The following is a 26,017-nucleotide window of genomic DNA, read 5'->3' as shown; positions in this document are numbered from 1 at the left end:
TTTTATCTTATTTCAATGCACAAAAACGAAATACTTTTTTGGGCCTGCCTCGTACATTTGATTGCACCTCTCCACATTGCTCTGTAATTGCAGCCTTTTCTAGCAGGCTGACAATCCTTCTCCCATTTCTTTCTGTGCTTTTCAGCCACCTGGCCACATCACTAGCTGTAAATTCATATCGATTATATTTTCTTGAATAAGCTCTTATCTTTGAAACGATACTTGGACTTACACCACTGTGTCTAATTTTTTCTTGCCATTCCTCATCTAACTCCATCGTTTTAAATGCAATTGTTTCATTATCTGCATTCTTTTTTGTGATTGACTGGTCTTCATCGACAATAATAATGGATGTTGATTTCTCTGTTTCCAGTTGGTGGAATCCTAGTCTTACATGGTCTTCTGCTTGGGATACTGTTTCACCAAATCCAATCGAGATAGTCAATTGAATATTCTCCTGGACTTTAACATCCTCCATTATTTCAAATATCGCCACTTCGAATTGATCATCAATTTCTCCCCGGGTTGTAAATATAAAAAATAATCCATCACCTAGCTGCATTAATGATCCATTTATTTTTTCTGTTAAAAAAAGCAATGTTTTCCGCAATTCGAGTTCTTTATGTTTCATTTTGAACGAATAATACATCGCTTCTTCATTCGTATTAAACACTACATTGCACCCGATTACAGCCAATTGGGCATTTTTATAGCGACTGGATAGCGCCCGTTGAATTAATAGTCTAAACGATTGTTCGATCGATAAATAGGATGGCATAACCCTGTAAACAGGAATTCCTTTCTCTTTCAAAGCGATATAAGTAGAACGAATAAATGTAATAGCAACTTCCGATTTACCTTTTTCATATAGTTCCTCATGAAAAGCAATTTGCTTTTCGTTATGTTCATATCCTTGGAAAGGAATATTATTATAAATCATGGAGTGTAACTGATAAAAGGATAATAACTTGTCTATTTCTTCATTTTCAATCGTATCAATGCTTATTTTTTTATAGACCTTATCCTCATCAAGCTGCGCCTCAAGCAATGTCCCTAAAAAAGCTGATCCATTCATATCTGGATAGATTGCATGATCCATTGGCAAAAGCGTATGCTCCATTGCATAAGAAAAATTCATTATTCCCGAAAAGAACCATTGATCAAATTGATTTTTATTATTCCTCAATATTTCGTCTATTTCTTCGAGCGATTCATAGGTAAATGGGACAATTGATGTATCGCTAAATTCCTTTGCAACAGTCATAATTTGATTTACAGAATCAGCAGGACCGATGACCCCAATTCTTACTTTCATATTGGTTCTCCTGCTTCCTGTTGTAAAAATGTCATCATAACCTTTGTTCCTTTTTCAAGACTTTCTATCGATGCAAATTCACGTGGATGATGACTTAATCCATCTTTACACGGAATAAAAATTAAACCTGCTGGCCAGTTCGCCGCCATATTCATTACATCATGACCAGCCCCGCTATTCATTGACAATGTTTCATACCCAATTGTTTTACTTGCTTGGGTTAATTTTGCATGCATTATGTTATCCATCTTGACTGAATCATTATCTACAAGCGTCTTTACGCCAATCCTAATTTGCTTTTTCACTTCAAGCTCAGAAACAAAAGTACGAATATTTTCAGCGAAATCCCGTTTTAATCTATCGTCAACACTTCGTATATCAATACCAAGTTCAACTTCTCCAGGGATTACATTCATTGCGTTTGGATGTAAACGGATTGTACTTACTGTAGCTACAAGTGGAACTTCACTTTTTTCATTTACTTTTAGTGCTTCCTCCTGCACAAAATTTACGAGTGGTGCAATAGCTACAAAAGCATCCTGCCTTTGATGCATCCGGGTAGTACCAGTGTGGTTGGCCATTCCCTTTGCAGTAATTACAAGTCTTACTGGGCACGCGATCCCCTTTACAATACCAATTTCTGCACCTGTTTCTTGCAACTCCATTCCTTGCTCAATGTGCAGCTCAATAAAGCTTTCCAATGAATCAAGTGAGAGGACAGCCGCTTCGATAGATTCCCAGTCAAGTCCATAATCTGTCATTGCTTGTTTCATTTTAATTCCATTACGATCTTTAATTGCTTCCATTTCCTTTAGTTTTAGTTGACCCGTGATTGCTTTGCTTCCAATCGTCGACACACCAAATCGGGCAGATTCTTCAGCAATAAAACAGATGACAGCGATGTTTTTTATCGGGTGAAATCCTATGTCCTGTAATCCTTTAACAGCAGTTAATGCTGTTAACACACCTGCAACCCCATCATAGCCACCACCACAATCAACGGTGTCTAAATGCGATCCCATTGCAATTGTTGATGCAGACGGATCAACCTCCCAAACAGCCCAGCAGTTCCCTGCTTGATCTTGATATGTTTTCAAACCGAGTTCAGCAGCGATTTGTTCAAATTGGATATGCGCTGCTTTTTCTTCCTTTGTAAAGCTAAGCCTCGTAAACCCATCTGGACGTGCCATTGTATCCGTCACATTGAGGGCTAGCAGTTTGTCCTCTAGCCATTTAGTCAAATTACTCAATTCCTGACCCTCCTTCAATGATTTTGATAAATGCATCCAATGCAATAGGAAGAACATCTTCTTGAAAATCAAAAGCTTGATGGTGATGCGGGTAATTCAACTCTGTTCCAAATAACAAATAAGTTGCTTTCCCACCCTGTTGCTGTACACGATTCATCATAAAGCTTGCATCCTCTGAACCCGAAACCTTCGCTACCGGAAGAACTTCCTTTATATAATCACTTGATTTACATGCCTCTATTATTGTTGGTATTAATGCTTCACTGCAAATCATTTCCTCTGTAATACCGACAGGAGTGATCTCACAAGTCACGTCATGCATGCCTGCTGCTGCTTTTATGATTCGGGTTGCTTCTGTTAGCATATATTCATTAATTTTTTTAGTTTCTCCTCTCGTCTCCATTTCCAGAAAGGCGTCACTTGGAATTATATTTCTACCACTACCAGCAACCATTTTCCCAACATTAATTCGAGTAATGCCATCACTATGCCTAGGAATTGTATAAAGATTTGTTGCTGATACTGCAGCAGCGAGCAAAGCATTCTTTCCTAACTCCGGGTGCATTCCTGCATGAGAAGCAACACCAGAAAATGTGACATTGAACTTTGAGGATGCTAGAAATCCATCTACCGTTGCAGCAATGGTTCCAATTGGCAAGGACTGGATGCCAATATGTCCGCTATAAAAATAATCGACATTATCTAACCACCCTTTTTCAGTCATTGCTTTAGCACCTCGTCCACCTTCTTCAGCTGGCTGAAACAATAACGTAAATTTTCCTTTTAATATTGATTGATAGGCAGCAATGTAGGAGGCAACCCCTAAACCAATTGTCATATGGCCATCATGGCCACAAGCATGCATGGTTTGGTCGATCATAGAATGAAAACCTTCTTTTGCAGGTATATGATTCGTATCCTTTGTTTCCGTAATTGGTAAGGCATCGATATCAAATCTGAATGCCACATGGTCTCCAGGTCTTTCAGTATCCCATGTTGCTACAAGTCCTGTAAGACCTCCACGCATTTTAGCAAGCCAGGACTCTTCCACTCCTTTTGCTTTTGCTTGGAGTTCATGTTTATCCAATTCAGTTTTATTTGGAACTCCTAATCTCGCATCACGCTCTAGTGCTTCTTCTCCTAAATGAATCGTAAATCCAAGTCCCTCTAGAACTTTTCCAAGACGGTACGTTGTTACATATTCCATAAAACCAAGTTCAGGGTATGAATGAAAGGATTGTCTCCAACTAATCAACTTTGGTTCCATATGGCTTACAAAATCAGACATATACTCACTCCTCATTTAATTTTTGTAATGCATCGATTGCAAATTGGACAAATAGCTTAGTTCCCTGTGGCAAGGCACGTTCATTCAATTTAAAATTCGCATCATGAAGTGGTGTCTGCTTTTCCTTATCTTCCAATTGTGTTCCAAGCCAAATAAATGCACCAGGGTATTTATGTAGGAATCTTCCAAAATCTTCTCCTGCTAAAGACGGCTTTTGTGCAGGTGTTGCATTCTCTCCAAGGATCTTCTGTGCAGAACTTCTGGCAAGTTTAGCCCATTGTGGTGTATTAATTGTTGCTGGATACCCATCCGTGTATTCAATATATGCTTTTGTATTAAAGGCTTCCGCAATCTGGTTTGTAATCTGGTAAAAGCGCTCTTTTAATCGCTCTCTAATTTCTGAATGATACGTTCGAACAGATCCTTGCAGCGTCACTTCTCGCGGAATAATGTTCGGTACACTGCCAGCATCCAGCATACTAATTGTAACAACAGAAGACTCCATAGGATCTAGGTTTCTACTAACGATTGTCTGCAATGCAGTAATCAAATGCCCTGCTGCTATAACAGCATCATTTGCTTGATGCGGCATGCTTGCATGACCACCTCGCCCTTCTAAAATTATTTTAAAACGATCTGACGCTCCCATTACTTCCCGGTCATGCACACCGACAGTACCCGTTGGCATATATGGCCACACATGCTGGCCAAAAATTACATCCGGCTTGTATGTATCAAATACACCATCCTCCATCATGACCTGCGCTCCACCTTTTGGTGATGCTTCTTCTGCCGGTTGAAAAACAAGCAGCACTGTTCCGTTAATCTCCTCCTTTAGTTGCTGAAGAACATATCCTGCACCAAGTAACATAGCTGTATGAGCATCATGTCCACAGGCATGCATCACATTTGGGTGTTTAGATACAAAATCATCTTCATTTAATTCCTGTATTGGTAATGCGTCGATGTCTGCACGTAACGCAACGATGTTATCGGAATCTTTACCTTTAATAATCCCCAAAACCCCATGTTCGGCAAAGCCAGTTTTAAAGGGAATTCCATAATCTGTTAGCTTCTGTTGAATATAGTGGGATGTTTTGACCTCTTGATTACTAAGCTCTGGATATTGATGCAAATGACGTCGGTTAGCGATAATTTCCTGTTCCACTTGCTTCAAATATGTGTCTAACTTTCGTTGCATTAATCTACCTCCAAAAATATAACTCATTTACGGAAAATTACCTTTAATATTCCGTTAAAATGGATTATACAGAATTTTTAACCTGTTGTATATATTTTGTTTATATAAAGTTGATGATGTTTTAGTTTCAATACAAATGGGAAAATAAATTATAACTTAAGAAATAAAGGAGTTTTTTAATTGAAAACGTATAGTGTCACACCAAATGTAGATGCAAGTGCTTGGTTTGTAAAATTGGAGGACGTTGCACCAGAGGAAGTCTACGACACTAAGTCAGAAGCCATTGAGGCAGCAGAACAATTGGCACAGGAAAACACACCAAGCATTGTCGAAATACAAGATGAATATCATAATGTTTTGGAAGAAAAGAAGTATTAAATCACAACACAAAAAAAAGGGATAGCTTATCTACTGTAAGCTATCCCTAAACCTCTATTTCTTCAGCTTTGCCAACGCATCAGCGAGTGCATTGTTCTTAAAGCCATCATCCTGCTTTTTCAAATACTTATTTACATCTTTTTTCGATACTTTATGTTTTTTCTCTTCTTGTTTACGTGCATTAAATGTGGAAAGTTTTTCTCTGTGTCCACATTTGCATATAAACATTTGCCCTTCTCCTTCACCGCGAAGTTCCATACGTTTATGGCAGTTTGGACAGCGGGCATTCGTTTGTTTGGCAATATTTTTCTTATGCCCACAAGAACGATCTTGGCAAACGAGTTTACGTCCATGCTTATTCTTAATTTCCAACATGAGCTTTCCACAACTAGGGCATTTCGTTCCCGTCATATTATCATGCTTGAACGTGTCCCCAGTATTTTTAATCTCCTGAACAGCTTGTTTCGTATAGGTTTTTATTTCAGAAATAAATTTATCCTTTGCAAGCTTGCCTTCTGCAATTAAGGCTAGCTTCTGCTCCCATTCCGCAGTCAAGGCCGGAGAACGCAAATCTTCTGGCACAAGATCAAGCAGCTGACGACCTGTAGGAGTTAAATAAATATATTTTCCTTTTAGCTCCATGTACATATTATTAAATAACTTCTCAATAATATCCGCTCTTGTCGCTACCGTTCCAATACCGCCTGTTTGATTAATTGTTTTTGCCAAATGTTTTTCATCCGAGCTCATATAACGAACTGGATTTTCCATCGCCTGTAATAAGGCACCCTCTGTAAATCGTTCTGGCGGCTTCGTTTCTCCTTCCGTACGAGAAATACGGATATCCGTTAGCTTATCACCTTTATGCATAACTGGTAAACGTTGGTCATCTTGAAGATCATCTTCACTTCTTCGGTTATTGTAGACTTCTTTCCAACCGAGCTTTTTAATCACTTTTCCTTTCGCAGTAAAACGCTCTGGTCCAATTTCAGCTGTAATTGTTGTTTGTTCATATTCATAGGCATCTGAAAGCACCGCTAAAAAACGTTTCACAACAAGATCATAGATTTTAATTTCCTTATCATCTAAATCCGCTAACAGAACCGGCTGTTCCGTGGGGATAATCGCGTGGTGATCCGATACCTTCGCATTATCGACAACTGCCTTGGAAAGCTTCAAATCCTTTTTTAAAATTTTCGCAGCTGATTTTGCGTACTCATCTACGCCACAAGCTTTTACGCGATCCTTTAATGTAGGAACAATATCTGAAGAAATAACGCGTGAATCGGTCCGTGGATATGTCAAAACCTTATGCTGCTCATAAAGCTTTTGCATAATCGACAACGTCTGTTTTCCAGAGAAATTAAAAATCCGATTGGCTTCTCGCTGTAATTCCGTCAAATCATAAAGCTGTGGGGCAAATTTTTTCTTATGCTGCCTATCAACTTGGACAACAGTTGCGGACTCATTTTTCAATTGATTAAGCAAAAGGTTTGCTTTATCTTCAGAAAAAATACGCGAATTATTTTTTTCATCCAGCCAAGTTAATTTAAATCCTTTGTCTGTTTTTGCTTCGATACCGTAGAATGCCCTCGGCTTAAACTCTTTGATTTCCTGCTCTCTTGCAGCAATCATCGCTAGTGTTGGCGTTTGAACTCGCCCACTGGACAATTGGGCATTATGCTTTGTCGTTAATGCACGTGTTGCATTCAGACCAACATACCAATCAGCTTCAGACCTTGCAACTGCCGATTCATACAGATGCACATACTTTGCACCAGGCTTGAGATTTTTAAAACCTTCACGTATCGCTTTATCAGTAACCGAGGAAATCCATAAACGTTTAGTCGGCTTTTTAATTCGGGCTTTCTCCAAAATCCAGCGGGCCACCAGTTCACCTTCACGTCCGGCATCAGTAGCAATAACGACTTCACTGACGTCCTTGCGTGTTAATTGGGATTTGACAACCTGAAATTGTTTACCTGTCTTCTTAATAACGACTGGCTTTAATTTCGGCGGGAGCATTGGCAAATCTTCCATACGCCACGTTTTATATTTATCATCATAGACTTCTGGATCTGCCAATGTAACCAGATGACCAAGCGCCCATGTTACAATATACCTTGAACCTTCAAAATAACCATTCCCCTTTTTCGTACATCCAAGCACCCTTGCAATGTCACGACCAACGGATGGTTTCTCTGCTAATACAACTATTTTACTCATCAAAAAATCCTCTCTATATGAACGATCCATTCGGATTTCACTTACTTGTTTCGTTATGAAATGAAGGAAACATCTAAAGATACTTTATCACAAATTAACTCTTTCGTGCAGGCATAACTGCCGCAAGCACAACGTAACCATCCTTTCCATACTATAATCTAGAACCTTGTAAAGGATATGGTTAGATGCTTTATTATACTGGATTACTCTTATTAGTTACAGCAGTTAGTTTAGATGGATTCGGCGTAGGAATCACTTATGGACTGCGAAAAATTAAAGTACCTGTGATTGCATTAATCATCATCATGCTCTGTTCAGGTATTATAGTTTATACATCCATGCTGGTTGGCGATTTGCTTAGCTTTTTTATCTCAAAAGAAGTGGCAAAGATCCTTGGAGGTATTATCTTAATCGCGATCGGTTTATTTTCATTCAGTAAGGTTATCCGAGCAAAATTAATAAATGCGACTTCTACTAATAAGGCTCACACGACTAGAATAGAAGATATTAAAACCGTAATGACAACACCTGATAAAGCTGATTTAGATCAATCCGGGTCCATTTCAGCCGGAGAAGCATTCCTGCTTGGCTTAGCACTTGCACTTGATGCATTTGGTGCTGGAATTGGCGCATCAATGCTTGGGTATTCCCCTGCACTGACTGCCGTTCTTACAGCGTGTATGAGTGGTTTCTTTTTATTTTTCGGTATGAAGCTAGGAATTTTTTTATCACAGCAAGAGAAACTGCAGCGCCTAACCTTTCTGCCACCCGTTATTTTAATTGCGATCGGGATTTTTAATATTTTTTAAGGGTCATTCCAAATGCCTGATAAACGTGCAATCATTAGAAAACCAAGGCATTTGCCAAGCCTTTTCATCGAATGCCTTAGTTGCGGATAAAAAAGTTTAAACTTTCTTATCTGCCAAAGATGGATCAGGCTCAATCACCTGATCCTCTTTGACGTCCATTTATAATGCTTTCACTTGTCCACCGTCAATAATGAGAGATTGTCCTGTAATGTATGTATTTGCACCAGATGCTAAGAAGACAACTGCTTTCGCAAACTCCTCTGGCTGGCCGAATCGCTTCATTGGAATCTGATTCTCCGTCTCTTCTATGATTGTTTCAACACTTACTTGACGCTTTTCCGCTCTCACCTTGTATAGCTCAAGTATCCGATCCGTTTCAACCGTTCCCGGACCAACTGTATTGACTAAAATATTATCAGCACTTAATTCCTGTGCCAATGTTTTAGAAAGCCCAACAATACCTGGACGCATTGTATTCGATAGTACTAATTGGTCTAGGCTTTGTTTAATAGATGATGATGCAAGATTTACAATATGACCACGGTTTTGTTTTTGCATGAATGGAACGACTGCTCTTATTGTTCGGACAAAGCTGAGCAGATTTAATTCAAATGCGTGATACCAATCATCATCAGACATATCCATGAATGAACCCGCTGGTGGTCCTCCTGCATTATTAATGAGCACATCAATCGTACCATTCCAGGACAATGCTTTTTCAACAAGTCGATCAATTGCCTCTGAATCCTTCATATCGCAAACAGTATAATCAACCTGTTCATTTCCTGTTTCCTGCTTAATTTCCTGAACTGCAAGATGCAATGCTTCTTCATCCCTGCTACTTAATAAAACATGAGCACCTTCCTTTGCAAACTCTTTTGCAATTGCCCTCCCGAGTCCTTTGCTTCCTGCTGTTATAATCACTGACTTTCCTTTTAATTCTAAATCCATCCGGAACAACCTCCCTATTTACCTTTTTTTCAATTATAGCAAAAATCATAATGAATACGAGTAAACTTAATCACTTAATCCTTAACATGAACACAACGCGAAAATGCCCGAGACAAATTGTCTTCGGGCAAGTCACGTGTTTATTCTTTTTTCATTAAAGCAATGAAATAATAAACCCGATTACTACTATTGCTCCAATTATCATTAGTATTGTTCGAATCATATTAATCTCCCTTTTCTGGAATGCCTGAGCTTAATAAGAAGTTTCCCCTTATAATTCCATACCAAACATCTAAATTAAACAATGATATTTAACAGAATACTAAGTGTTACAATACTAACTAATGTTGCAATGAATGTAATACTTGAAACTAGGTCTGGTTCTGTATCAAACTCAATGGCGTACATTGTTGTTGTAGCAGCCGTTGGCATTGCAGAAATGATAATGATAACAGCGGCAATTACTGGATCTACATCAAGAATTGAAACAAAGATTATCCCAATTATCGGAGCAGCAATCATCTTCAATGTCACTGCAGAAATAACAACCTGCCAATTAAGTTTCAGTGCTGTTATCGAAGCTAACTGCATTCCAAGCATAATCATCATTACCGGAATAGCCGCACTTCCAACCATGTCTAATGTCGAATGAACCGAATCAGGAATTTCAACAGAAAAAAACTGGAAAACAAATGCCAAAACCGCCGCATAAGTAGTAGGCATTTTCAATACATTCTCAAACGCGCGTCGAAAACCACTTTTACTTCTGGAAGCATAATAAACACCAAAAAAGTTATTTTGTAATGCTTGAACAACCATTATGAAAATAGCATACGGTAATGCAGCGTTTCCTACTGTATACAGTACAACAGGCAAACCATAATTACCTGAATTCATAAAACCTGAAGCTAGAATCGAAGCACTTTCTGTGTTTGGATCCCATTTGAATATTTTTGCCAATATTTTATTGATGGCAACCATTATGTAAAATAATACAAGCATGTAAACTACAATCACCATATAGCCACTATTAAACTCAGTATCATATAAGGTTACAAATATAAGTGCTGGTGACAATATGTAAAGCGAAATAGCTGATATCGACCTTACATCTAGAATACGAATTCGTTGCAATATAAAACCTGAAGCAAAAACTGCCATAATCGGTACAATAATATTCAGAAATAAACTCATCCATGACATCTCCATTTTATTAGAACTATTCACTAGTTTATCACAATTTTTGGCACTTCTAGAATGAAAGACTATTTATCATATTTTCTAGCATCTAATATTTCATTGTGTCTCCCTTTTTTTATCGTAAGCTCCTTGCCCCCTCGTTCAGGTGTAAAATTATGATTTGACAGAAGTACTCATGCATGGTATGATTACTCATCTAGTAACAAATAAGTAATTCTGGCATTCTACAATGTTTTTGAAGATGCTTATTCACACTGGCGCGACTTAGGGGTCGCAAGGACGTAGAGCAGGTAGGGCTACGTTGCTTAAGTTAGAGGACATCCAGTGGAACACGTACCGCGGTTAAGTGAAATTCTTGGCAGATAGAAAAGAATAAATGCTGCTATCTGTATATTGCAATGAATATTTGCATAGAAGACTTGGTAAATACTACGTTTTTGAAAAATAACTTTATTGAATAAAACAAGTAATACACTTTCTCACGCTATCAATTAATAGCTGATGAACAAGAATTTCCCACCCGAAACAATCGGGATAATAAAATAAAATTAAACTTATGTGTTACTTTTAAATCAAAGGGGTACTCTTAATAATGAGGGTACTCCTTTTCCAATACATACTAGGATTGCGCACATTTAGGACACTTTAGAAAAGAATGAAAGTAGGTAAATATATGCATACATTACCAATAGGCAAGGTACAAACAATGACTGTTTCTCGAAAAATTGACACCGGCTATGTATTAGAAAAAAACGGACAAGAGGCGCTTTTACATCATAATGAAGCCAATCATACTTACGACGAAGGAAGAGAAATTGATGTTTTTCTCTATAATGACAAAAAAGGAAACATTGCAGCTACAGCGACATTGCCATCCGTTCAAATGGATGTCTATGATTGGGCTGAAGTAGTAGAAGTTATTCCTAAATTAGGAGCTTTTGTTAACATTGGTATCGCAAAGGAAATGCTAGTATCTGTTGACGACCTTCCATTATTCGAAGCTGTTTGGCCAAATCCAGGAGATAAACTTTTTATTACTCTAGGTAAAGATCAAAATGGACGTCTGCTTGCAATACCTGCTACGGAGGGTGTCATTGCTAGAGAAATCGAACTAGCACCAGAAGAACTATACAATCAGCCGATAAGCGGAACCGTTTATCATACAAGCAAAGAAGGATCCGCTATTATAACCGAAGATGATTATCGCGGATTCATTCATCATACAGAACGTAAAGAAGAGCCAAGACTCGGTGAATTCGTTCATGGGCGTGTGATTGATGTGAAGGAAGATGGGACATTAAATGTTTCCCTTCGCCCATTAAAACAGGATAGTATCGGAGAAGATGCTACGAGCATTTTAGCACATTTGGAAGAAAACAATGGTGTTATTCCCTTTAACGATAAGAGTGATCCAGAAGACATCCGTGGAACATTTCGTATCAGCAAGGCAGCATTTAAACGGGCTTTAGGCAGACTTTTAAAAGAAGGTAAAGTGGAACAACGTGATGGAATGACTTATTTAAAGTAAAAAACACAGCATCTTTCAAAAGATGCTGTGTTTTTTATGCAGTTACATTTTGGTAAGCGTCAATAATTGATGTAATAATAAATCCAATTGCTGCTGAGAATAATGCTGCAATTCCCCAACCACCAAATCCTGCTCCTAGTATGTCTACTTTAGGAGCAATCGATGCTACTCCTAGTAGTAATAATCCAACAATCACTAAGAAGATATTTGGATAATAGCAAGACCTTGATTCTTTTGCGGTCATTTTAACAAGTAGAACGTTTGCAAGAAGTGTTACGATTGTTAAAATTCCCCCGATTGTAAAAACTGCCAAAATCATAACTTTCACCCCATAAATATTAAATGACATTACCTATAGTCTACAATTGAAAGAAATCAAAGTCAATTAGAATATCGCTTTTCAGGTAGATCGTGTCATCTTTTTGGAAGCGGTTCCTCTGGTTAAGTCATCCCTATTTTACATGGATTCGTCCAACTTGACCGTCCTCTAATCTAACTTTAATTCCATGTGGATGAAATTCTGATTTTGTCAAAAGATCTTTCACAACTCCTGCCGTTGTTTTTCCTGTGCGTTGATTTTGCTTCAATACGATTTCTGCTTTTTGCCCAGGATAAATATTTTTTCGATATCTTCCATCAACTATCATCTTGCTATTCCCTCCCCTAACTTCATTTCTTTAACAAAAATCTGATTTTAAGCATCTCATTTACTTCTACCGTTAGCCATAATATACTAAAATAAAGAAAAATGCACGGTTATCATTCATAGCGTGTATGACTATTTTCGTAAAACTTTCTGCTTTTAGTATACAATATAATGCACTAGAAATTGATGAAGGGAATAAACAAGACATATGGCCACTATTACACAGCTTCATATTTTTTCAAAAGTTATTGAAATCGGCAATTTCACGAAGGCAGGTCAAGCCTTAAAAATGACACAACCAGCTGTCAGTCAGGCTGTTTCCAGTCTTGAGGCTGAACTTGGTGTGTCACTATTGATCCGAGATAAATCAAGGGGACTCATTCTGACAGACATCGGTGAAAAGATTCTTCTGCAAATCCGTACGATTGAAAACAGCCTTAAAATAATTGATCAGGAGGTTGCGGCAGAAAAAGGCCTTGAAACTGGCACAATCAAAGTCGCTGGTTTTCCCGATGTATCCGCACGTTTTCTGCCTAAGATTATTCAGGCAATCCAGCAAAAATATCCGAATATAACCATCGAATTATTTGAAGGGTCTGTCGAAGAAGTTTTTAACTGGATCACATCACGTATGGTTGATATTGGATTTATTTACTCTCCACATAGCAGCCTGGATATTATTCCATTAGTGGAAGATAAATATATGGCAGTATTTCCTCCTGAACATCATTTACTTAAAAAGTCATTAATTACGTTGTCAGATCTATCAAATGAATCATTGATTGTTGGTAAGTGGGGAGATCCAAAAGCGATTGAACAACTATTTATCGATAAAGGACTTCCCTATCATCAAAAATATACCGTTTCAAACTTAAATACAATGCTCGGAATGATTCAGGAAAGGCTTGGTTTATCCATACTCCCTGAACTTGCTATAAAAGATACGGAAATGTGGAAATACGCTCGTCCAATTTTGACCGATTATCGTCGAAATATCGCATTAGCTGCTATTTCACTACAGCACGTTTCGCGAGCGACCAAGCTGTTTATTGACATTGTGAAGGAACAGGTCAATTAAGAACAAAATGCACGTTACTGAAAGAACAAGCCTCCCCCCTTCTCCACGGGGGCCTTTTTTTATAGAAGTCACAATGCTTATACTTCTTCATACCTCCTCAATCCTATTAAAGGTTCAAGATGATCACCTATATGACCTAGTGTTTGTTATGAGCTTGATTAGCTGCTCATTCAGTATCTCTATCGGTGTTGTATAGTTTTGTTTATGCCACTCAATGATAATTCCGATTATTGCATTGGCGTGGTAGCTTATGAGGTAATCGAAGTCAACATCCAAATACACTGCATTATTATCTATGCTCAAGGATTCTTCCATAAATTTACGAATTGTATCAAAGACGAGATAATAATAAGTCATTGGAGATTTTCCATCAAATATAATCTGATAAAAAGCTTTATATTTTTTTACATGATTAAAAATATCAATCATATCAGGTGTCATATTATTTATATTAAAATTTGTATTCAAATATGGTTTCTCATATGCCTTTCTAAAATCTTCCACAATCACTTCAAAGTAATGACGAAACACATCATGGACATCACGATAATGCAGATAAAAGGTCCCTCGATTAATTTGCGCCAACCTACATAGCTCTGAAATGCTTATTGTTTCTAAAGTCTTTGTTTTTAATAGTGTGAGCAGTGCCTTTCGCAAGCTTTCCTCAGTCTTTATAATACGTAAATCTTTTTTCACTTTTTCTCCACCTTTAATCAACATATTTCTTAATAAGCGTATATTAATCAGCATTTCTCGATTTTCTGTTGATTGCGCTTTCTTATTAGACCATATATACTTTTATTGTACAGGTGTTCATTATCTTCATCAATATGAAGGAGGAAATTAAATGAAATTACAAGAAAAAGTTGCGATTGTAACTGGTGCTGCTTCAGGTATGGGAAAAGCAATTGCGAAGTTATATGCTAAGGAAGGTGCTAAAGTAGTTGTAGCTGACCTTAATTTTGCAGGTGCTGAAGAAGTTGTAAAAGAAATCATTGCAGATAATGGGGTTGCTGTGGCCGTTCAGGTTAATGTGGCAAACCAAGAAGATATTGATCACATGATTGATACAGCTGTTAATGAATACGGTAAATTAGATATTTTAGTAAATAATGCAGGAATTATGGATGGGTTTGAGCCAGTTGCTGACATTACGGACGAACGCTGGGATTTAATATTCGATGTAAATACGAAAGGTGTTATGCGTTCGATGCGTAAAGCAATTCCGTTATTCCTTAAGCAAGGCGCTGGTGTCATTGTGAATATCGCATCAACAGGTGGCTTAAATGGGGCACATGCGGGAGCAACCTATGGTGCTTCCAAGCATGCAGTTGTTGGTTTAACGAAGAACACAGGTTATATGTACGCACAAAAGGGTATCCGCTGCAATGCAATCGCTCCTGGTGCAGTAAATACAAATATTTCTGCTTCCATGAAAAATATTAATCCGTTTGGGATGGAGCGAACCAAAACAGTTCAAGGTGTTATTCCGAAAGTTGGGGAACCAGAAGAGATTGCAAATGCTGCACTTTTCCTTGCTACAGATGAAGCGAGCTTTGTAAATGGAACAGTTCTTACAGTTGATGGCGGCTGGACTGCTGCATTCTAATATGGATAAGGCAAAAGCACTTTCTTTTTTCACAAAAAAAGAAAGTGCTTTTAATTCTAATATATTAATACTTGCACTTCAACAGCTGTCACACAGTGAAATATTTTGGGGAATATATTCTAATGAACAATTAAACGAGTGATCCGCCACCATCTTTAAGATATTTTATAATGCCTTCTGAAGCTCTGTAAGATAGCGCACCAATCGTACCTGTCGGGTTAAATGAACTGTTATGCGGAAATGCGGAAGCACCAATAACAAATACATTCTCGGCTTCCCACATTTGTAAATAAGAGTTTACTGCCGATGTTTTCGAATCAGCCCCCATAATTACGCCACCAGTGTTATGAGTATTTGTATCCACATTCACATTAAAGGTTGCTTGTTCTTCAGTAGTTTCATAATGATCCGCGCCAATTTTCTCCGCAATTTTACGAGTTACTTTAGACATATATTTTACTAATTCTTTATCTTGTTCGGTATAGTCATATGTCATGCGTAATAATGGCATGCCATATGCATCTTTATACTCAGGATCAAGATCAAGATAATTGTCTTTATGTGGCATGCTTGCACCTTGTGATTTCACCTGTAACGTACTATTTGCGTATTTAATCGATTGCTTTTTAAACTCTGCTCCCCATGACGGTGTTCCGCTTGGTACTTGATTAATGGCAATTGGTCGGTTGCCATATTGCGTCATGCGAATCCCTGAACCATGAATAAAGTTTACATCTGAATGGTCAAAGTTATCTCCAGCGAAATCAGGAATTTCAATTCCTAAGGCCCCAGCCCCAGCATAGTTATTAAACGCTTTATCCTCATAGAATAACGTAGTAGCACCTGCACTTACTTGATAGCAATAGTTTTTGCCAATTGATCCTTCCCCAGTCTCTGGGTTATATGGTGTACCTAAGTTAGAGTTTAATAGTAAACGAACATTATTAAATACATAGCTTGTTACAATAACAACATCAGCTGGCTGTTCAAATTCTTCACCAGTAATTGTATTTACATAAACAACTCCTGTTGCTTTTGTTCCATCATTTAAAATGCGCGTTACATTGGAATGTGTTCGAAGATCGAGGTTACCTGTTTCCTTAGCAACCGGGATAACCGTAACTACTGGATCGGCCTTCGCTCCATACTCACACCCAAAGTTTTCACAGAATGCACAGTATTGACATGCTGATCGTGAGATACCATCAGGATTCGTATAGTTTTCCGATAGGTTAGCTGATGGCAACATATACGGATGATAGCCTAATTTTTTCGTTGCTTCCTCAAACAATTCAAAAGTAGGTGTCTTCACCATTGGTCCTGTTGGATAAGGATTTGAACGGTGTCCATACATTTCTACCGTTTCACCAGAAATCCCAGCCATTTTTTCGAATGTATCATAATATGGCTCAATTTCATCGTATGTAATTCCCCAGTCCTGTAATGTATACTCTGAACCTAGTTTATTTGTGCCATATTTCTCTTCAGTCAAGGATTTAATTTCAAAATCATATGGAAGAAATCGATAGGTTTGACCATTCCAGTGACTTCCTGCTCCACCAACACCATCTCCAACAATAAATGTTCCGTAACTGCGCATTGGAAGTGCACGCATATTGGGATCATTACGATGTGTAATGGTTTCTTTCGATAAGTCTTGCATTAATTCTGTTCGATGTTGAAAGCGAAGCTCATCATGTCCCATTAAATAGTCATTTGTAGTTCGCTCTTTCCCACGCTCAATGCCTACAACTTTAATTCCTGCTTTTGTCAGTTCAGAAGCAATAATGCCTCCTGCCCATCCCATTCCAACAATAACCGCAGGCACTTTAGGTAGTTTTGTGCTCATGTTTGTCAATTCCTTTCTTCAAGTCCCTCTTCAATTTAGTGCCCCATATGGCTTTGTAAACTTTCAGGTTCCAATTCAATAAATTCTTTGCTTACCACTTCATTGTTATAGTTCATTCGAGAACCCGGGAATTTGCGCATTGCCCAGCCTTCCATGTCTTTGTTCCCGCCATACATTGGATCTGCGTACGCACCTTCGATCGTTAATATACGAAGCAAGTCAAAGAAAATACTGCTCGATACACCGGAAAGTTTGTATTCCCCATTTTCAAACTCGGTCAAAATCTCATCCTGCTGTTCGCCTTCTAATGAAGTAAATTTACTGTCAAATTTATTCCCACTATAGTCATCCAGTCCCTTTAACCCCAATAAGAATAAATCTTTCCGTAAAATACGTACTTGTTCCTGTTGAGTGGCCTCTGCTTTATAAAATGCACCTAACATATAGTCCTTTGCATTAATTCCCCAAGGACTCGCCAATTGATGGTCAATATAAATAGCTACATTTAAATCAGCTGCACCTGGTCCATTCTCATCTGCAGGGAAAATCCGCTCTGTTGCAGCAATTGTAGTTTGGTACTGATCAGGTGTGAAAAACATTAATGCAGCATTTGGATTTGCTGCAGGAGCGGCATGTTCGTGCTCAGTTTTTGGTGCTTGGTGCTGTTTTTCACCACCAAAACCAATTAAGCCTCCAAGCACACTACCAACTACTACCCCGCCAGCTGCTACTCCAGAATTTCTAAGGAATTTACGCCTTGAAGACCCCTTCTCGTCAAGTCCATATTTCTCTGATTCTTCCATCATATAACCCCCAGTAAATAGACTGATAATATTTGATTTGGTTGCTTATGAAAGGAATTAATTACCCATTCAAAAGCACTACAAAGAAACTCTCACCCATTTCGGATGAGAGAGCTTCCATTTTACTATGTAGTAGAAAGCTTTTTTTAATCTCAGTTAAAAGAATTATAGCATAGTAATCCTTCTAAATAACAATGCGAATTTGGTTATATATCATAATCAAATACTTATGAAAACGTTATATATCATAATTTTAGAATTTTATGTAATCATAAATTTTAAAAAGGATTACTTAAATTTAGAGGTTTCTTTACACAAGAAGTCGAATTATTAAATGATATATATTTGAGGGGGTCCACCATGCTAAAATTTGAAGAATATGTTTATGAAAGACCTATACTCCATGAGGAACAGGCGACATTTAAAGTGCTATTAAAGAAATTTACAGATGCACAATCAGCTGAAGAAGCAATTGCTGGCACAGAAAGCATCAATGCTTTTCGTAACAGACTATCAACTTTATTTAATTTGGTCTATATACGTGCATCAATCGATACAAAAGATGAGTTTTATCAAAAGGAACGTGACTATTTCGATGAGATTCAACCAAACCTAAAAGAAATGACCACCGAATTTTATAAAGAACTGGTTAACTCTCCCTATCGCAAGAATTTAGAAAAGCAGTTCGGTTCTCAGCTCTTTCAGCTTGTCGATAACGAAATTAAAGCTTTTTCACCTGAAATAATTAGCTTATTACAAAAGGAAAACAAGCTTTCTTCAGAATACTCAAAGCTTGTAGCCTCAGCAGAAGTAGCCTTTCAAGGTGAAACCTATACATTGGCACAGCTTGCCCCATTTGCACAAAACGAAGATAGAGAAGTTCGGAGGCAAGCAGTCACTGCATATGCAGGCTTTTTCGCGAGCCATGAGGATCAATTTAATTCCATTTATGATCAGCTCGTAAAAGTGCGACATGAGATTGCCGGGAAGCTTGGTTACAAAAATTTTGTGGAAGTTGGTTACTTACGAATGCAGCGAATTGGTTATAATGCTGAAATGGTTGCCGCATTCCGTAAGCAAGTTCGGGACTACATCGTTCCACTTGCTACAAAGCTATATGAGAAACAGGCAGCACGCATCGGTGTTGATACATTAAAATTTTATGATGAAAGCTTTCAATTTAAAAGTGGAAATGCTAAACCAAAAGGTTCCCCAGAATGGATTATTGAAAACGGCCAAAAAATGTACAAGGAATTATCCAATGAAACAAATGAATTTTTCCATTTTATGCTTGATCGTAATCTGATGGATCTTGAAGCAAAAAAAGGAAAAGAAGCCGGCGGATACTGTACATTCATTGAGGATTACGAGGCTCCATTTATCTTCGCCAATTTCAATGGAACCTCTGGTGATATTGATGTGCTAACACATGAAGCAGGACATGCTTTCCAAGTTTATACTAGTCGGAATCTGAAAGTGCCAGAATACGTTTTTCCTACAAGTGAAGCTGCAGAAATTCATTCCATGAGCATGGAATTTTTAACATGGCCATGGATGGAGCTTTTCTTCAAGGAAGATACCGATAAATATAAGTACTCCCATTTAACTGATGGCCTACAATTTCTTCCTTACGGGGTTGCTGTTGATGAATTCCAGCATCTTGTATACGACAATCCAGACTGGACACCAGAACAACGTAAAGATGCTTGGAGAAAACTTGAAGAAATCTATTTACCACACCGTGATTACGACGGCAATGCATATCTAGCTTCTGGTGGGTATTGGCATCGTCAAGGACATATCTATGATATACCTTTCTATTATATTGATTACACGCTTGCTCAAATTTGCGCTTTCCAATTTTGGAAAAAGTCGCGTGAAAACCATGAGGATACATGGAAAGACTATCTAAACCTCTGTAAACAAGGCGGCTCACAGTCCTTCCTTAATCTTGTAAAGACAGCAAAACTGAATTCTCCGTTCGAGGCAGGAACAGTCCAAGCAGTTATTCAAACAATTGAAGATTGGCTCGATTCTGTGGACGATAAATCATTATAATATTATTTTAAAGCAGTATTCCGAATTGGGTACTGCTTTTTTTAGTGTATCTAAAACCCAAAAGTTAATATTATGTAAACGTAATTGGTATTAGTACAATCCAAATTTCCTTTATGCTAGAATAGACTACAAAGCATACATAAAGGAGAACATTATGAGTTATAAAGTACTTTTTCTAGATATCGACGGTACCATCCTAAAACCAGATCACACATACACAGATTCAACAAAAGATGCTATTGAACAAGCAAAGCAAAATGGGGTTGAAGTTTTTATTGCAACCGGCAGACCATATATTGAAATTCAGGATCTTGCTGAAGAATTAACTATTGATTCATTTATTGCTTATAACGGCGGATATGCAATCTATCAAGATCAAACCGTGGTCAATGAACCAATGGATCCAACGATTGTAAAAGAATTCATCGAAATCGCTAAACAGCATAATCATGAACTTGTTCTTTATACAAAGGAAAAAAACTACTTCACAGATCTTAACCATCCATTTGTTAAAAAATTCAATGACATTTTCCAGTTGAAACAAAATGCGTTATTTACTGAGGAAGTTGCAGATCAAATCATAGGTGCTACCGTATTGAATATTGAACCAGGAGATGCATCACTTTATGAAATAGAAGAAAATATTCGCTTGTCACAAGTAAATGTAGAAGGGGCAACAAAGGCCTTTGATATTATTCGAAAGAACGTCAATAAAGGAGAAGCCGTTACAAAAATTCTTCAGCGCATCGGTATACCAATGGAGCAAGCTATCGCTTTTGGAGATGGAATGAATGATTGTGAAATGCTGCAAGCTGTAGGCGAAGGATTCGCAATGGATAATGCACATCCAGAACTATTTACTTACGCAAAGCACCGTACCACATCTGTTAGTGATTCTGGTATCTATAACGGCTTAAAAAAGCTCGGGGTTATCGAGTAATGGGAATATAAAAAGCAAAACCCAACAATCAAGGGGTTTTGCTTTTTTTCATAAGTTGAGGCTTATGGAGTCGATAAGGGCTAGATCTATTTATAAAAGAAAGCCACCGTAAATAAGAGCTCCGGCAATTACAAATGCAGGGTGTATTTTAAAACGCTCGATTAATAGAAAACTAACGCCAACCAGTAGTACCGTCTGCCAAATTCCAATTCCTATATAAGATTCACTGAAAAACCTCCATGCCATAACACCGAGCAATATAGCAATGACCGGCTGAACAAAAAGCGTTAACCGCTTTACTTTAGGAGAGTCCTTATATTTTAACAACAGTCCACCAAGGAATATTAATAAAATTAGAGATGGAGCCACAGTAGCAAATACGCCTACAATCGACCCAATAACCCCTCCTACTTCATAGCCTATGTACCCTGCCATCTTCGTTGCAATTGGACCTGGTAAAGAGTTTCCAAGCGCTAAAATCTCACTAAATTCCTGCACTGACATCCAACCATATCGTAATACCACTTCATTTTCAATAAGGGGAATGGAAGCAGGTCCTCCCCCATAGCCCAGAATACCCGGAATAAAAAAGGCGACAAAAATATCAATATAGATCATACATCTTCACCTTCTTTATTCTTTTTTTGCTTCTTGTGGACTGGCAGAGACAGCGCCAGGATGAGTAGAACAGCAATCAAAATTCCTGGATGCACCTGAAGAATTTGCAAAGTGATAAAGAAAATGGCAAGAAATATACATGTCTTTACCCATCCCAAGCCAATAGCAGCTTTTTGGGCAAATTGCCATGTCAAGACAGCCATCATCATCCCCACTACTGGAACGACTGCTGCCGTCATTCCTTGCACCCAATCAAATTCTTTAACTTGTGAAAGTGTAGTGAGTAAAACAATCATTAATAAAATCGTAGGTACAATCGTAGCAAGAACGGCATTTATCATTCCTAGTGTACGGGCAACCCGATAACCAATATAACCAGGTAGCTTTGTTGCAATTGGACCCGGTAATGTGTTTGCTAAAGCAAGAATATCACCAAATTCCTCGTTATCCATCCATTTATAGTGATCAACTACTTCCTTTTGAATAAGCGGTATCGAAGCAGGTCCTCCCCCAAATCCGAGTATACCAACACGAAAAAAAGCAATAAATAAATTCCAATGTGTTTTCATTTGTCACAAACCTTTATCTATTTTTAGTATGTTGCCAGCCTATCCAGTGATGAGCTTTCGAGTAAGCCCGTGAATCCAGTAAATAGGCCCCAAATGTTGATGCTCTCTTAATGATGGAACCCCATTCGCTTTAGGTAATCAAATAACTCACTGCGCCAAGAAGCTCATAGCCTACATAACTTACAGAATGAACTTATCATTCCTTTGATTGGTAACTCATCTTTGACCAATCAAAGGAGCCTACTCTCTTCCCATTAGGACTCTCATCACTTCTATGAACGACCAAATAAACTTATTCTCTTCTCATTCGGGCACTCATCACTTCTATGAATGACCAAATATACTTACTCTCTTCTCATTCGGGCACTCATCCATTTATGATTTCCTTTAATATGACGTTCAAATCATTTATACCATTATACGTGAATGAAACATATTTTTAAATATTTCATTCCTTCTTCATCGACACGATATAGTTACAATTCTGACACACTTCTTTAACATTTTAAATAACTTCATCTAAAAATATGTGATATGATAAATATATAAAGAATGCTCAATGTTTCACAATATCTTTTTAGGAGGGTTATTATGGTTGTAACTGCTCAAAACAAAATGGATTTTAAAAGTGGAAAATGGCAAGAGGAAATTAATGTTCGCGACTTTATTATGCAAAACATTACTGTCTATACTGGTGATGAAAGCTTTTTAGCAGGATCGACAAGGAACACGACAATTTTATGGGAACAAGTGATGGATTTAACAAAGCAAGAACGAGAAAATGGTGGCGTATTGGATATGGACACATCAATTGTATCAACCATTACGTCACATGGAGCAGGCTATTTAAATAAAGGTATTGAAAAAATTGTTGGTGTCCAAACAGACCAACCTTTTAAGCGCTCTCTTCAACCATTTGGTGGTATTAGAATGGCAGAAGATGCTCTACATGCATACGGATATGAGTTGGATGAAGAAGTAAAGCATGTCTTCAACAATTATCGGAAGACACATAACCAAGGTGTTTTTGATGCATACACACCTGAAATGCGAGCAGCAAGAAAAGCTGGAATTATTACAGGTCTTCCTGATGCTTATGGACGTGGACGGATCATTGGCGATTACCGAAGAGTTGCTTTATATGGTGTTGACAGGCTAATCGCAGATAAACAAAAAGAACTTGCAGCAACGGGAGTTAATGGTGTGATGTCCGAGAAAATCATTCGTGACCGCGAAGAGCTTTCTGAACAAATTCGTGCCTTACAAGAGTTAAAACAGCTCGGTTCAGATTATGGATTTGATATTTCCAATCCTGCTACTAATGCAATCGAAGCGTTCCAATGGTTATATTTTGGTTATTTAGCAGCTATCAAGGAGCAAAACGGCGCAGCTATGAGTCTTGGCAGGGTTTCTACCTTCTTAGATATTTATATTGAGCGTGACATTCAAAATGGTGTCATTACAGAAGAAACAGCACAAGAGCTTGTCGATCATTTTGTAATGAAACTACGACTTGTAAAATTTGCAAGAACTCCAGATTACAATGAATTATTTAGTGGAGATCCAACTTGGGTTACAGAATCAATTGGTGGTATTGCTAAAGATGGTACACCGCTTGTGACAAAGAATTCGTTCCGATTTTTACACACATTAGACAATCTTGGGCCTGCACCCGAACCAAACTTAACGGTTTTATGGTCTGATCAATTACCACGCCCTTTTAAGGAATACTGTGCATCTATGTCCATTAAAACAAGTTCAATTCAATATGAAAATGATGACCTCATGAGGAAACAATTTGGAGATGATTATGGAATTGCATGCTGTGTTTCTGCAATGGAAATTGGCAAGCAAATGCAGTTCTTCGGTGCAAGAGCTAACTTAGCCAAAGCATTGCTATATGCAATTAATGGCGGGGTAGATGAACAATCGTTCACTCAAGTAGGACCGAACTATGAACCAATTACTTCCGAATATCTACACTATGAGGAAGTAATGGAAAAATATGACCAAATGCTAGAATGGCTTGCCGGATTATATATTAATACACTAAATGTGATTCACTACATGCATGACAAATATAGCTATGAACGAATTGAAATGGCATTACATGATAGAGACATTCTCCGGACAATGGCAACTGGGATTGCAGGATTATCAGTTGCAGCTGATTCACTAAGTGCAATTAAGCACGCAAAGGTAAAAGTAATCCGCAATGAAGCTGGCTATGCCATCGACTACAAAATAGAAGGAGATTTCCCGAAATACGGAAACAATGATGACCGAGTTGACGCTATTGCAGTCGAACTTGTCACAGCCTTCATGAATAAAATCAAAAAGCATCAAACATACAGAAATTCTGTACCAACACTTTCTGTATTAACAATTACTTCCAATGTCGTTTATGGGAAGAAAACTGGAATTACACCAGATGGACGAAAAGCTGGAGAGCCCTTTGCTCCTGGAGCGAACCCATTGCATGGACGTGACGAAAAAGGAGCACTTGCATCCCTCAGCTCTGTCGCAAAATTGCCTTACGAATACGCATTAGACGGAATAAGCAACACCTTTTCCATTGTACCAAAAGCATTAGGGAGAGAAGAAAGTACACGAATTCAAAATCTAGCAGGAATGCTAGACGGATATACGATAAAAGGTGGACATCATTTAAACGTCAATGTGTTTGATCGCGAAACATTGCTCGATGCAATGGAGCATCCAGAACAATATCCACAGCTAACCATCCGTGTATCTGGATATGCGGTAAACTTTATTAAATTAACGAGAGAACAACAATTAGATGTTATTAATCGAACATTCCATAAAGGGATGTAAGCAAACCACTTGTAAGGAAAAAAGCATGCAATAGTTAGATGATATAGGTCTCGCTTCCCTGTTTAAGGGGAGCACCCTATTACGTCAACAATTTTAATGGGGAGGTTTTTCAAGTGAAAGGTCGAATTCATTCTATCGAAACATGTGGAACCGTCGATGGTCCAGGTTTGCGCTATATAATTTTTATGCAAGGCTGCCCGCTCCGCTGCCAGTTTTGCCATAATCCAGACACATGGAAAATGGGCGATGGCAAGGAAATGACGGTAAATGAACTCGTCACGGACATCAAGGATTACCTCCCCTTTTTCCAAGCATCTGGTGGAGGCGTTACCGTAAGTGGCGGAGAACCATTGCTCCATGTTAAGTTTCTGATAGCCCTTTTTAAAGAACTAAAAGAATTAGGTATCCATACAGCAATTGATACTGCCGGTGGCTGTTTCTCCAAATCTCCTGCATTTCTGAAGCAGCTTGACGAACTCTTGGAACTAACTGATCTAGTGTTAATGGATATCAAACAGATTAATCCAGTGAAGCATAAAATACTAACTGGCATGTCTAACGATCATATTCTCCTACTTGCTCGTTATTTAGATAAAAAAAATATTCCTGTCTGGATCCGTCATGTGCTTGTTCCTGGACATAGTGATAATGAAGAGGATTTAAAGGATTTATCTCATTTTATTCATACACTAACTAATATCAAGAAAATCGAAGTATTACCTTATCATAAAATGGGCGTATATAAGTGGGAAGCACTAGGGTTAGAATATCCGCTTGACGCTGTCGAACCGCCAACAGATGCACGCGTTCAAAATGCAATACAAATTTTAAATGCATAACAAAAAGTCAGGACTCTCCTTTGAAAA

Annotated in this window: 23 protein-coding genes; 9 read left to right on the top strand and 14 right to left on the bottom strand. The window is 38.0% G+C overall.

What is annotated here, in order from left to right; all coding sequences use genetic code 11:
• Positions 1–7 precede the first annotated feature (7 nt).
• From D1B32_RS16255 to D1B32_RS16240, 4 genes are read right to left on the bottom strand one after another with little or no spacing between them, the layout of a single operon-like run.
• Positions 8–1,315, bottom strand: coding sequence for a hypothetical protein (locus D1B32_RS16255; RefSeq protein ID WP_118889916.1), 1,308 nt, complete (start codon positions 1,313–1,315; stop codon positions 8–10).
• Complete coding sequence (locus tag D1B32_RS16250) at positions 1,312–2,565, bottom strand: M20 family metallo-hydrolase (RefSeq protein WP_118889915.1); 1,254 nt, start codon at positions 2,563–2,565, stop codon at positions 1,312–1,314. The genes D1B32_RS16255 and D1B32_RS16250 overlap by 4 nt, the downstream gene beginning before the upstream one ends.
• Positions 2,558–3,853, bottom strand: coding sequence for an amidohydrolase (locus tag D1B32_RS16245; RefSeq protein WP_118889914.1), 1,296 nt, complete (start codon positions 3,851–3,853; stop codon positions 2,558–2,560). The genes D1B32_RS16250 and D1B32_RS16245 overlap by 8 nt, the downstream gene beginning before the upstream one ends.
• Before the next feature lie 4 nt (positions 3,854–3,857).
• Complete coding sequence (locus D1B32_RS16240; RefSeq protein ID WP_118889913.1) at positions 3,858–5,054, bottom strand: M20 metallopeptidase family protein; 1,197 nt, start codon at positions 5,052–5,054, stop codon at positions 3,858–3,860.
• Positions 5,055–5,234: 180 nt separating this feature from the next.
• On the opposite strand from D1B32_RS16240, the gene D1B32_RS16235 reads away from it, so the two are divergent.
• Positions 5,235–5,432: a DUF2188 domain-containing protein gene (locus tag D1B32_RS16235; protein WP_095310674.1), complete on the top strand. Its 198-nt coding sequence runs from the start codon at positions 5,235–5,237 to the stop codon at positions 5,430–5,432.
• 54 nt (positions 5,433–5,486) lie between these two features.
• Here D1B32_RS16235 and D1B32_RS16230 read toward each other — a convergent pair whose 3' ends face one another.
• A complete protein-coding gene (locus tag D1B32_RS16230) occupies positions 5,487–7,658 on the bottom strand; it encodes a DNA topoisomerase III (protein ID WP_095310676.1) in 2,172 nt (723 codons plus the stop codon).
• A 185-nt stretch (positions 7,659–7,843) separates the two neighbouring features.
• On the opposite strand from D1B32_RS16230, the gene ytaF reads away from it, so the two are divergent.
• Positions 7,844–8,467 (top strand): sporulation membrane protein YtaF, encoded by a 624-nt coding sequence (gene ytaF / locus D1B32_RS16225; RefSeq protein ID WP_118889912.1) that lies wholly within the window; start codon positions 7,844–7,846, stop codon positions 8,465–8,467.
• Positions 8,468–8,626: 159 nt separating this feature from the next.
• Here the strand turns inward: ytaF and D1B32_RS16220 are convergent, their stop codons facing one another.
• Both D1B32_RS16220 and D1B32_RS16215 read right to left on the bottom strand, forming a co-directional pair.
• Positions 8,627–9,418 (bottom strand): SDR family oxidoreductase, encoded by a 792-nt coding sequence (locus D1B32_RS16220; RefSeq protein ID WP_118889911.1) that lies wholly within the window; start codon positions 9,416–9,418, stop codon positions 8,627–8,629.
• A gap of 297 nt (positions 9,419–9,715) precedes the next feature.
• Positions 9,716–10,612 carry an AEC family transporter gene (locus D1B32_RS16215; RefSeq protein ID WP_118889910.1) on the bottom strand — a complete coding sequence of 299 codons (897 nt, stop codon included), beginning with the start codon at positions 10,610–10,612 and terminating at the stop codon, positions 9,716–9,718.
• A gap of 679 nt (positions 10,613–11,291) precedes the next feature.
• Between D1B32_RS16215 and D1B32_RS16210 the strand changes: the two genes are divergently transcribed.
• Positions 11,292–12,146, top strand: coding sequence for a CvfB family protein (locus tag D1B32_RS16210; RefSeq protein ID WP_118889909.1), 855 nt, complete (start codon positions 11,292–11,294; stop codon positions 12,144–12,146).
• 34 nt (positions 12,147–12,180) lie between these two features.
• Here D1B32_RS16210 and D1B32_RS16205 read toward each other — a convergent pair whose 3' ends face one another.
• Positions 12,181–12,465, bottom strand: a complete 285-nt coding sequence (locus D1B32_RS16205; protein WP_095310688.1) for a hypothetical protein — start codon at positions 12,463–12,465, stop codon at positions 12,181–12,183.
• 133 nt (positions 12,466–12,598) lie between these two features.
• Positions 12,599–12,793, bottom strand: coding sequence for a YwbE family protein (locus D1B32_RS16200; RefSeq protein ID WP_095310690.1), 195 nt, complete (start codon positions 12,791–12,793; stop codon positions 12,599–12,601).
• Between the two features lie 207 nt (positions 12,794–13,000).
• Here D1B32_RS16200 and D1B32_RS16195 point away from each other — a divergent pair, with 207 nt between their 5' ends.
• Positions 13,001–13,870, top strand: a complete 870-nt coding sequence (locus D1B32_RS16195) for a LysR family transcriptional regulator (protein WP_118889908.1) — start codon at positions 13,001–13,003, stop codon at positions 13,868–13,870.
• Positions 13,871–13,993: 123 nt separating this feature from the next.
• Here D1B32_RS16195 and D1B32_RS16190 read toward each other — a convergent pair whose 3' ends face one another.
• Complete coding sequence (locus D1B32_RS16190; protein WP_118889907.1) at positions 13,994–14,566, bottom strand: TetR/AcrR family transcriptional regulator; 573 nt, start codon at positions 14,564–14,566, stop codon at positions 13,994–13,996.
• Between the two features lie 151 nt (positions 14,567–14,717).
• On the opposite strand from D1B32_RS16190, the gene D1B32_RS16185 reads away from it, so the two are divergent.
• The gene (locus D1B32_RS16185; RefSeq protein WP_118889906.1) at positions 14,718–15,479 is read left to right on the top strand and encodes an SDR family oxidoreductase; all 762 of its coding nucleotides are present in this window, start codon (positions 14,718–14,720) and stop codon (positions 15,477–15,479) included.
• A gap of 130 nt (positions 15,480–15,609) precedes the next feature.
• Here the strand turns inward: D1B32_RS16185 and D1B32_RS16180 are convergent, their stop codons facing one another.
• Positions 15,610–17,328 carry a GMC family oxidoreductase gene (locus D1B32_RS16180; RefSeq protein ID WP_118889905.1) on the bottom strand — a complete coding sequence of 573 codons (1,719 nt, stop codon included), beginning with the start codon at positions 17,326–17,328 and terminating at the stop codon, positions 15,610–15,612.
• Between the two features lie 35 nt (positions 17,329–17,363).
• On the bottom strand, positions 17,364–18,131 hold the full coding sequence (locus tag D1B32_RS16175) for a gluconate 2-dehydrogenase subunit 3 family protein (RefSeq protein WP_095310700.1): 768 nt from the start codon (positions 18,129–18,131) through the stop codon (positions 17,364–17,366).
• Between the two features lie 360 nt (positions 18,132–18,491).
• Between D1B32_RS16175 and D1B32_RS16170 the strand changes: the two genes are divergently transcribed.
• Both D1B32_RS16170 and D1B32_RS16165 read left to right on the top strand, forming a co-directional pair.
• Complete coding sequence (locus D1B32_RS16170) at positions 18,492–20,189, top strand: M3 family oligoendopeptidase (protein WP_095310702.1); 1,698 nt, start codon at positions 18,492–18,494, stop codon at positions 20,187–20,189.
• A 154-nt stretch (positions 20,190–20,343) separates the two neighbouring features.
• Entirely contained in the window at positions 20,344–21,129 is a 786-nt protein-coding gene (locus D1B32_RS16165; protein ID WP_095310704.1) for an HAD family hydrolase, read from the top strand.
• Positions 21,130–21,219: 90 nt separating this feature from the next.
• Here D1B32_RS16165 and D1B32_RS16160 read toward each other — a convergent pair whose 3' ends face one another.
• Together D1B32_RS16160 and D1B32_RS16155 are read right to left on the bottom strand one after the other, a co-directional pair.
• Positions 21,220–21,747, bottom strand: a complete 528-nt coding sequence (locus D1B32_RS16160) for a chromate transporter (protein WP_095310705.1) — start codon at positions 21,745–21,747, stop codon at positions 21,220–21,222.
• A complete protein-coding gene (locus D1B32_RS16155) occupies positions 21,744–22,316 on the bottom strand; it encodes a chromate transporter (protein ID WP_095310707.1) in 573 nt (190 codons plus the stop codon). Before D1B32_RS16155 ends, D1B32_RS16160 begins: the two co-directional genes overlap by 4 nt.
• 591 nt (positions 22,317–22,907) lie before the next feature.
• Here D1B32_RS16155 and pflB point away from each other — a divergent pair.
• Both pflB and pflA read left to right on the top strand, forming a co-directional pair.
• Complete coding sequence (gene pflB, locus D1B32_RS16150; protein ID WP_118889904.1) at positions 22,908–25,151, top strand: formate C-acetyltransferase; 2,244 nt, start codon at positions 22,908–22,910, stop codon at positions 25,149–25,151.
• 113 nt (positions 25,152–25,264) lie between these two features.
• Complete coding sequence (gene pflA, locus D1B32_RS16145; RefSeq protein ID WP_095310710.1) at positions 25,265–25,990, top strand: pyruvate formate-lyase-activating protein; 726 nt, start codon at positions 25,265–25,267, stop codon at positions 25,988–25,990.
• Positions 25,991–26,017: the final 27 nt, after the last annotated feature.

Source organism: Oceanobacillus profundus (genome assembly GCF_003515705.1).
GTDB lineage: Bacteria > Bacillota > Bacilli > Bacillales > Amphibacillaceae > Oceanobacillus > Oceanobacillus profundus.
This window is presented reverse-complemented; position numbering and strand designations above follow the sequence as displayed.